Annotated in this window: 6 protein-coding genes; 1 reads left to right on the top strand and 5 read right to left on the bottom strand. The window is 67.2% G+C overall.

From position 1 onward, the window contains the following. Positions 1 to 201 precede the first annotated feature (201 nt). Together H7A12_05725 and H7A12_05720 are read right to left on the bottom strand one after the other, a co-directional pair. Complete coding sequence (locus tag H7A12_05725; protein MCP5320313.1) at positions 202 to 876, bottom strand: two pore domain potassium channel family protein; 675 nt, start codon at positions 874 to 876, stop codon at positions 202 to 204. Positions 877 to 1,005: 129 nt separating this feature from the next. Then, positions 1,006 to 1,728, bottom strand: a complete 723-nt coding sequence (locus H7A12_05720; GenBank protein ID MCP5320312.1) for a PEP-CTERM sorting domain-containing protein — start codon at positions 1,726 to 1,728, stop codon at positions 1,006 to 1,008. A gap of 368 nt (positions 1,729 to 2,096) precedes the next feature. Between H7A12_05720 and H7A12_05715 the strand changes: the two genes are divergently transcribed. Next, positions 2,097 to 3,332 (top strand): cytochrome P450, encoded by a 1,236-nt coding sequence (locus H7A12_05715; protein ID MCP5320311.1) that lies wholly within the window; start codon positions 2,097 to 2,099, stop codon positions 3,330 to 3,332. A 253-nt stretch (positions 3,333 to 3,585) separates the two neighbouring features. Here the strand turns inward: H7A12_05715 and H7A12_05710 are convergent, their stop codons facing one another. The 3 genes from H7A12_05710 to H7A12_05700 all read right to left on the bottom strand — a co-directional run bounded on the left by H7A12_05710 (position 3,586) and on the right by H7A12_05700 (position 7,049). Next, on the bottom strand, positions 3,586 to 4,356 hold the full coding sequence (locus H7A12_05710) for a PEP-CTERM sorting domain-containing protein (GenBank protein ID MCP5320310.1): 771 nt from the start codon (positions 4,354 to 4,356) through the stop codon (positions 3,586 to 3,588). A gap of 288 nt (positions 4,357 to 4,644) precedes the next feature. Next, the gene (locus tag H7A12_05705) at positions 4,645 to 5,769 is read right to left on the bottom strand and encodes a DUF1214 domain-containing protein (GenBank protein MCP5320309.1); all 1,125 of its coding nucleotides are present in this window, start codon (positions 5,767 to 5,769) and stop codon (positions 4,645 to 4,647) included. A 32-nt stretch (positions 5,770 to 5,801) separates the two neighbouring features. Further along, complete coding sequence (locus H7A12_05700) at positions 5,802 to 7,049, bottom strand: sulfotransferase (GenBank protein ID MCP5320308.1); 1,248 nt, start codon at positions 7,047 to 7,049, stop codon at positions 5,802 to 5,804. Positions 7,050 to 7,125: the final 76 nt, after the last annotated feature.

Here is a 7,125-nt window from a genome sequence, read left to right as displayed (position 1 = left end):
ACCAACCGTGACAAAAAACGGCCGGAAATCCCTCAGATAGTCTGGTCAAGCTCAGCCGCTCGCCGTACGATGGGGATGCGATCCGCGGGGTTGTAGGGGCGAGCCGCTGCTCGCCCGTGTGATGGAGATGCGATCTGCGGGGTTGCAGGGGCGACGGGTGCCCCACGACCAGTCAGTGAGGTGGATGGCGGTGGACAGCCCTCACGAGCGACGCATGACAGTGAGGCCGATCAGGCGCGAGACGACGGTGGCGATGTAGCCCACGCCGGCAAACTGCTCGAGCATGGTGAGGACACGCGCCTCGGGCGTCACGGGTAGCACGTCGCCGAGCCCGGTGGCAGAGAGATTCGTGAAGCTGTAGAAAAGCAGCTCCATCCAGGTGCGCGCCCGCTCCGGCTCGACACCGGTGAAGCTGCCCGGATACCAGAGCTGGCAGACCATGTAGGCGTAAGCGAAACCCCAGGCGAGCAGCGTGAATGTGGCTGCCGCCGCGAACAGCTCGTCGCGGGTCACCACGTGATCGCGCAGCATGTAGGCGATCAGACCGCCGGCGGCGTAGAGATAGAGCGCCGCCTCCAGCAGCGCTGATATGGGCAGGAGTACCTGGTGCTCGAAGACCACACTGGCAGCGGTCAACAACATCGCCGGAACGGCGAGCAGCCAGCCGATCCAGTTGAGGAGCGGGCTGCGTGTCACCACCCAGAGGGCGAGCGGCACCACCACCAGCGTGAATCCTCCGAACAGCCGTCGGCCAGCCAGGCTCTGGTCCATCAGTGGGTAGAGCACCAGGCTCAGCAACTGCGTGGCGAGGAGGAATGCCGAAGGATGACGGCGCGCGATCACGCGCCACAGTCTCAGCCGCACCGATGTCTGCATCCCTGGGTCTCCCGAGTCGATCGCGCGAGTCCCAGCCAACCGCCACGCCGTCAAGAAGAGGGCGTAGCGGGCGGGCGTAGCGGCGCCCCGGATCTACACGAACAAACCGTGTCCGGGCACGGCTCGGGCCTACGGGCGGCGACGTGCCAGGCCGAGTCCGGCCAGACCGATGCCGAGCAGCGGCAGCGTTCCCGGTAGCGGAACTTCGCTGCGCTGACCGTCGTAACTGATCTGCAGGCTGTCGATGCCCCAGCTCTCGTCGTCGCCGCCTTGCCAGCCGCCACCGCGCGCCTGCAGGCCCAGCGTCAGCGTGCTGCCGGTGTGCGCAAAGCTCAGGAAACCCGCAGTGCTCATGTCGATCAACGCGTCGGAGTAGTAGTAGCTTCCGCCGTTGATCTGCACGCCTTCGTACAACTCGGTGCCGCCGTCGTAATCCTCGACCGTGCCGAGTGCGTTATTCGTGGTCAGCGACGCCGCCAGCGAGCTGTCGATGTAGATGTCCAGCCAGTCCGGCGCACAGCAGCCGCCGTCGCTGCTGTCCCAGCTCTCGAGCAGGCCGAGCAGGAAGTCGATTTCCACCGCACTGTGCGGCGCGAGGTTGCTCAGCGTCAGCTCCGACAGCAATGCCGGATCGCCGGTGCTGGTGTTGCGGAACACCGAACCCGACCAGCCGTCGGCGTTCCAGGAGCCCACCGTGGCGCTGTCGAGTCCGCCGTTGGTGAAGCCGGCCACGCCGACGCCGCCGTCGACGTCCACGCCGCCGTCGAAGTCGTTCGCGTACAGCGTGACGGCTACCGCGTGCCCGGATAGCACCAGCCCCGCGAGTGCGGAAAGCAGAATGCGTGTGTTCATGAAATTTCTCCTCGTTATGTTGTTCGGAATCGGGTGCTGCGATCGATCCCGGGCAAACCGTGGGCCACAAGGTAGGTGTCGCTTGAATTTCAATGGGTTGCGCTCAGGTCGACGGATATGAGGGACGGGCGTTGTAAATTAATCCGACACCGCATCTGCCGTGGGGCGCCCGATGGCGGTCACCGGATCTACCGGCGAATGTCCGTAGGTTCGGGGCAGGACCCAGCGCGGATGCTGGCAATTCGTGGGTTGGGCGCCACCCGCACGCCTGGGAGCAGCAGACCGTGATGGCTTGGCTCCGGACAGAGAGAGGCCTTATTCTTCCTGTCCTCGACCCCCCACGCCTACAGCGGCCGAACGGAGCACCCATGACCGCCATCGACGGCAGCGAGTTTTTCACCTCCGACGCGATCCAGAACCCGTACCCGCTGTACGCGCGCATGCGCGCGCTGGCCCCGGTCTGCGCGATCGGTGACACACGCGCCTTCTTCGTCGGCACGCACGCCGCGGTAGAGGAGGCGGTGCGCCGGCATGAGGAGTTCTCGGCGAATCTCAGCGGCATGCTGGTGTGCGACGAGGACGGCAAGGCGCGGGTCGTCGACCTCTCCGTCATTGGCCCCTCCAGTCACGTGATCGCCACGGCGGACGAACCGGAGCACGCGGTGCACCGGCGCCTGATGCTGCCGCCGCTCAAGGCCGGGCGCATCGCGCGGCTCGAGGAGCCGCTGCGCGAGTTCGCGCGCGAGCGCGTGAACGCCTTCGTGCGCGACGGCGGTGGCGACCTGTGCGCGGCGCTCGCCGCACCGCTGCCCGCTTATGTCGTCATCCGGCTGCTCGCACTTGGCGACGACGCGCTGGAGGCGGTGACGCGCTGGGCGATGATGGGCGGCGACCTGCTGGCGGGCCGTCTCGATGCAGCCCAGCTGCACGACCTGCTCGCCGAGACCGAGGCGCTGGCCAGCTATCTGTCGGCGCATCTGGATGCCGTGCGCGCGTGCGAGGCGGCTGCGCGCGGTGATTCGCTGAGCGCAACGCTCGCGGACGGCGTCGACAAGGGCCTCATCACGCACGAGCAGGCGGTCGGTATCCTCGTGGTCCTCTTCGGTGCAGCCGGGGAGTCGACGGCGAGCCTGCTCGGCTCCGCCATGCGCCTGTTGGCGGCCGACGCGGAGCTGCAGCAGCGGCTACGCGAGGAACCCGCGTTGATCCCGCGCTTCGTCGAGGAGGCGGTGCGGCTCGAGACCCCGTTCAAGTTCCATTACCGCGTGGTTCGCTCGGCCACCACGCTGCATGGCACGCGGCTCGAGGCCGGTGATCGCCTGCTGCTCGGCTGGGCGGCGGCGAACCGCGACGCGGCGGCGCACAGCGAGCCTGACCAGCTCCGACTCGATCGCCCGCAGCCCGAGCGCCACCTCGGTTTTGGTTACGGCATCCATTTCTGCATCGGCGCGCCGCTCGCGCGGCTCGAACTGCGTGTCGCCCTCGAGGAGCTGCTTGCGCGCACGCGACACATCACGCTCGACCCCATACAGCAGGCGACCTACGTGCCGAGCATCTTCATCCGCCGGCTGTCGCAGCTGCCGCTGTGTGTCGTGCCCAGCTGATGCCGCCGGTCGTACCCGTGCCGGATCTCTCGCTGATGCCACGCTTCGCCCCGCGTCCGGTTGCGGCAGCCCGCGAGTGAACCACGGTCCTCGTCGAGGATCGATCGGTCATTGCGACGCGTCCTGACCGCGATGGCTACGCGGTCGACTTTCGAAAGCGTCCCGGTCCGGTGCGGTGTGCACGCGTGGGAGCAGCAGAAAAAACGGGAGCTGGAGCTCCCGTTTCTTGCCGACCGATGTCGAGACCGCCCTCTCAGGCCTTGCGGCGACGAATTCCCGCCAGTCCCGCGAGCCCCAGGCCGAGCAGCGCGAGTGAAGCGGGCTCAGGCACGCTGTTCGGGTTGCATTCGGGCGCCGTCGGATTCGCGGTGCAGTATTCGACCGCCGTCCCCTGCACGCCCACCGTGAAGCCGTTCCAGAACTCGTTGCTGAGACTGCGCCAGTTCACGGTGTCGAACGTCCCCCGGAACTGCAGCGTGCCGTGCGGCTCGCCGGTGCCCAGCAACTGGTATTCCGTCTCGCCGTTGACTGTCACCACATTCTTGTACGAGGTGCCGCAGCCCCAGTAGCCGCAGGCATTGCCGTCAGTGCTGTGGCCGAAGCTGAGGATGTCGAAGTCCTGATCGAAACCGTAGCCGTTGCCGTTGAGGCTGACGTAGGCGAACACCGGATTCGCGATCGCCTGCGAGAAGCTCAGGGTCTGCGTGCCTGCGTACCGCAGGGCGATGATGTCGGTCGTGCCCGGGCGGTTGTCCACCGCAGTGCTCGTGAATGGCGAAGTGCCGCTGGGGCCGTCGGTGCCGCCGCTGTAGTAGTACGGGCCACCGCTCGGCTGGTAGAAACCGACCCCCTGCGGGTTCGTGTAGGTCACGGTCACCGTCGAACTCGACGTCGTGATCGTGCCCGTGCCCTCGAAGCCCACGCTGGGATCCAGGTCGCTTCCGGTCCAGTCCGTCCAGTAGATCTGCGCAGCGGAGGCGCTGCCTGCGCTCAGCGCAAGTGCCAGCAGACTGGCCTTGTACATCCTCGATGTCGTCGTGTTCATGTTTGTCTCCCAATTGATTTGATTACGGGAACTCCCCGGGCTGCGGCAAGCGAGGCCAGATTCGTGCCAATCCCGGCAAGACATGAAATAGTGGCTCAAGAACAGTCATTTACAGGAATGGCGAAGCCATCAGACGAAGCCGGCAGCGCAAACATGTAAAAATTCCTGACATCCCTCACCCCTGACGGGCGAACCGCAGCCGGTTCGCCGCAACGGCCTGCACTACTGCCCCGAAGACAGGGACTTCGATCTGGCGTACCGTTTCGTTTACCTGGCGTTGCCGGCGATCGAAGCGAACGGCACCACCTCGGCGCGCGGCGTCTCGAGTTCACCCTCCGGCAGGAAGTAGCGCCAGAACACCAGTCCCAGCGCGCGCCCTTCGGTGTCGAGCCAGTTGGGCACGCCGGGATCGCGGTGCGCGATCACGATGCGGAACGAGCCGTCGGGTTCCAGTACGGTCTGGCGGCGGTTCAGCGACACGCTCCGGTTGGCGTAGTCCAGCATCTGCTGGAAGCGGTTCCACAGGCACACGTTCGCGAAACGGCACTTGCCCCAGCGCCCGCGCACGACCAGCGCCTGGTCGGGGCCGAGGTACCACGGCGCCATCGAGTAGGCGGCGTCGAACGCTGCCAGTCCCATCTGCCCGGGCGGCACCGGCGCCGGGAACTGGTTCGGCGCCAGCGACAGGAACGCGGGCGGCGTTTGCTGCGCCATGGGCGGCAGCCCGAGCGTGCGCGAACGCACGAACTGCGCCGCACGGCGGATGCCGGCGGCGACGCTGGCATCGTCGGGTGGTGGCGGCGGCGTGGCGACGCTGGCGCAGCGGATGTTCAGGTACGGATGACGCGCGGGGTCGGCTGATGCGCTGCGCTCCTCCTCGTAGTAGTGGCGCGTCGTGATCCGCGAGGAGCCCTCGGGCAGCGCGAGCCAGTTGCGCTCCGCCGGGGTGCCGCCGAGACGGATCTCGAACGAGCCGTCCGGCGTGACGTCGAACTGGGTGTCGTTGATGATGCCGGCGGTCTGGGTGCCGAGACTGCCGTCGGCGGTGCCCTTCTCGATCGTGATCGAGACGTAGACCGCGCCGTCCATGTTGCCATGCACCGTGTAGGTGTGGTCCGCGCTCACCGGGGCGTCGAAGTAGATGGCATCGGAATTGTCGCCGGTGAACTTGCGCGACGGCGTCACGATGCGACGGAACTCCGGATGCGCGGGATCGCTCTCGAACATCCCCACCAGGCCGCCTTCGAGCATGTGCAGCAGCGCCCGGTGGGCGTCGACGACGTCCTCGGCCGAGTGCAGGTTCCAGTCCGGCCCGGCCCAGCGCGCGTCGATGTCCTCGAGCAGTTCGATGAGTTCGCGCAGTGCTGCGCGCGATTCGGTCTGGATGGCCATGGGGTTCTCCGCTGTCGAATGAATGGTGTCCGTCAGAGTTCGGTCCGGGTTCCGAAGCGATCGCTGTAGAAGCGCGTCCGCTCGCGCAGGTGCTGCACGTCCAGGCCGAAATCCGCCAGCTCGTAGACCAGCCTGCCTTCCCGCCCGCGCGCGTTGTCCGCGGTGAAGCGCTGCATCGCGGCTTGCGTCGCCGCAGGCAGCTTGTGTCCGACCAGAGCGTAGATCCGCTGCACGTGCCCGATGTCGTCGTCGTTGAATTCGTGGAAGCGCACATCGATCGACTGCGCGGCGGGCAGCAGAGCACGGTCGCGCACGCAGGCCCGCAGCATGCGCTCGATGCGGTCGGCCCAGTAACGGCCGACGACCTCCGGGCGCACCGGGTCACGGCTCATGCGCGCACTGTAGGCGGACATGGTGGCCATCGAGGCGATCGTTGCCACCGGATCGCGGTGTGTCAGTACCACGGTCGCGTCCGGGAACACCCGCATCAGCGGGCCGAACTGCTCGAGGTGCTGCGGCGTCTTCAGCAGCCAGCGCTCGCCCGGTCGCAGCCACTGCAGCACCTTCAGTACCTTCTTCAGGTACGCGTAGTGCGGTGTCTGGTCGTGCGCGAGGTAGTGATCGCGCCAGCGCGGGAAGATGCCCAGGTTCTCGATGAGCATGGTCGAGAAGTCGAGCGCCAGCAGGTCGATCTCCTCGTGCGTACGCTCGGCCTGCAGGTTGAACATCAGCCGGAACTTCGGCATCAGCAGGTCCTGCACCTGCAACGTCTGGCGGCAGCGCAGCAGGCGTGGATCGGTGCCGTCCGGGCCGGGCGGCTCGCCTGGTATCGGCACCGGCTCCACGGCTTCCCAGTACGGCAGCGAACGCAGCCGGGTGTCGCAGGCGAGCAGGTTCAGCAGGTGCGTGGTGCCGCTGCGCGCGAGACCCGCGACGATCAGCGGGCGTTCGATCCGCAGTTCGTGGATCTCGGGGTGGCGGCGCAGGATGTCCTCGATGCGCAGCCGGTTGACCGCGAAGCGCAGCAGCATGCCGAAGTTCGTCACGCGCCCGAAGGCGCTGAGGGCACCGTCCTCGCGCATGCAGTCCACGATCAGGTCGAGGCGGGCGCGGAAGTCGTCGCTGCCGAAGTCGTCGAGTCCGGTTTGCGCGCGGGCCGCAGCGAGCACCGCCTCGCTGTCGAGCACGACCGAGGTCGCGGCGACGGCGTCGATGATCGCCTGCGCCTCGGGGCTGAAGCGGGGCGTGGCGAGGTCGTCGATGCGGATGGTGTTCTGCATGGTGTCTGCCGCGGCGAGCAACCCGAGCGATCGGCACATCGTACTACAGCCGCTGATCCGCTGGCCTGGCTCCAGA

Source organism: Pseudomonadales bacterium, assembly GCA_024234165.1.
Taxonomy (GTDB): Bacteria; Pseudomonadota; Gammaproteobacteria; order Pseudomonadales; family UBA5518; genus UBA5518.
This window is presented reverse-complemented; position numbering and strand designations above follow the sequence as displayed.

Bases quoted from the DNA above. Each gene is read 5' to 3' on its own strand.
- H7A12_05725 (MCP5320313.1), bottom strand. From the start codon at position 876: ATGCAGACATCGGTGCGGCTGAGACTGTGGCGCGTGATCGCGCGCCGT.
- H7A12_05720 (MCP5320312.1), bottom strand. From the start codon at position 1,728: ATGAACACACGCATTCTGCTTTCCGCACTCGCGGGGCTGGTGCTATCC.
- H7A12_05715 (MCP5320311.1), top strand. From the start codon at position 2,097: ATGACCGCCATCGACGGCAGCGAGTTTTTCACCTCCGACGCGATCCAG.
- H7A12_05710 (MCP5320310.1), bottom strand. From the start codon at position 4,356: ATGTACAAGGCCAGTCTGCTGGCACTTGCGCTGAGCGCAGGCAGCGCC.
- H7A12_05705 (MCP5320309.1), bottom strand. From the start codon at position 5,769: ATGGCCATCCAGACCGAATCGCGCGCAGCACTGCGCGAACTCATCGAA.
- H7A12_05700 (MCP5320308.1), bottom strand. From the start codon at position 7,049: ATGCAGAACACCATCCGCATCGACGACCTCGCCACGCCCCGCTTCAGC.